Source organism: Acinetobacter uliginosus (assembly GCF_044130295.1).
In the GTDB taxonomy this organism is placed as follows: domain Bacteria; phylum Pseudomonadota; class Gammaproteobacteria; order Pseudomonadales; family Moraxellaceae; genus Acinetobacter.
Genome location: NZ_JBIQOC010000156.1, coordinates 1 through 798, shown reverse-complemented (window position 1 = coordinate 798; position 798 = coordinate 1). Strand labels below are relative to the sequence as shown.

1 rRNA gene is annotated in these 798 nt (G+C 44.9%); it reads right to left on the bottom strand.

The features are described 5' to 3' along the window. A 23S ribosomal RNA gene (locus tag ACE01T_RS17255) occupies positions 1-584 on the bottom strand; the annotation flags it as partial. Between the last annotated feature and the right edge of the window lie 214 nt (positions 585-798).

Here is a 798-nt window from a genome sequence, read left to right as displayed (position 1 = left end):
ATATAAGTCGCTGACCCATTATACAAAAGGTACGCAGTCACCGAACAAGTCGGCTCCCACTGCTTGTATGCATGCGGTTTCAGGATCTATTTCACTCCCCTCACAGGGGTTCTTTTCGCCTTTCCCTCACGGTACTGGTTCACTATCGGTCAGTCAGGAGTATTTAGCCTTGGAGGATGGTCCCCCCATATTCAGACAAGGTTTCACGTGCCTCACCCTACTCGACATCATCATATAAGCCCTTTCGTGTACAGGACTATCACCTACTATGGTTGCACTTCCCAGAGCATTCCACTAAAGCTTATATGACTTAATGGGCTTTTCCCCGTTCGCTCGCCGCTACTGAGGGAATCTCAATTGATTTCTTTTCCTAAGGGTACTGAGATGTTTCACTTCCCCTCGTTCGCCTCGCAACACTATGTATTCATGTTGCGATACCTACCTTATGGTAAGTGGGTTTCCCCATTCAGAAATCTCCGGATCACAGGATATTTGCCGCCTCCCCGGAGCTTATCGCAGGCTATTACGTCTTTCATCGCCTCTGACTGCCAAGGCATCCACCACATGCACTTAATTACTTGACTATACAACCCCAAACAGTCGTTTATCCCTACAAGTAGGATAAGCAACAGATTATGATGATTTCTCATCATTCTCTTACAGTTGGCGTTTGTGCACTTAAGCACTGTACAGCTTCAATTAGATTCATATACCAAAACGCTTGATTCAGTTTAATCGCTAGTAACTCATTTCTTGATCTTCATCAACCAGTCATAAATGACTGCTAATGTCGATTTT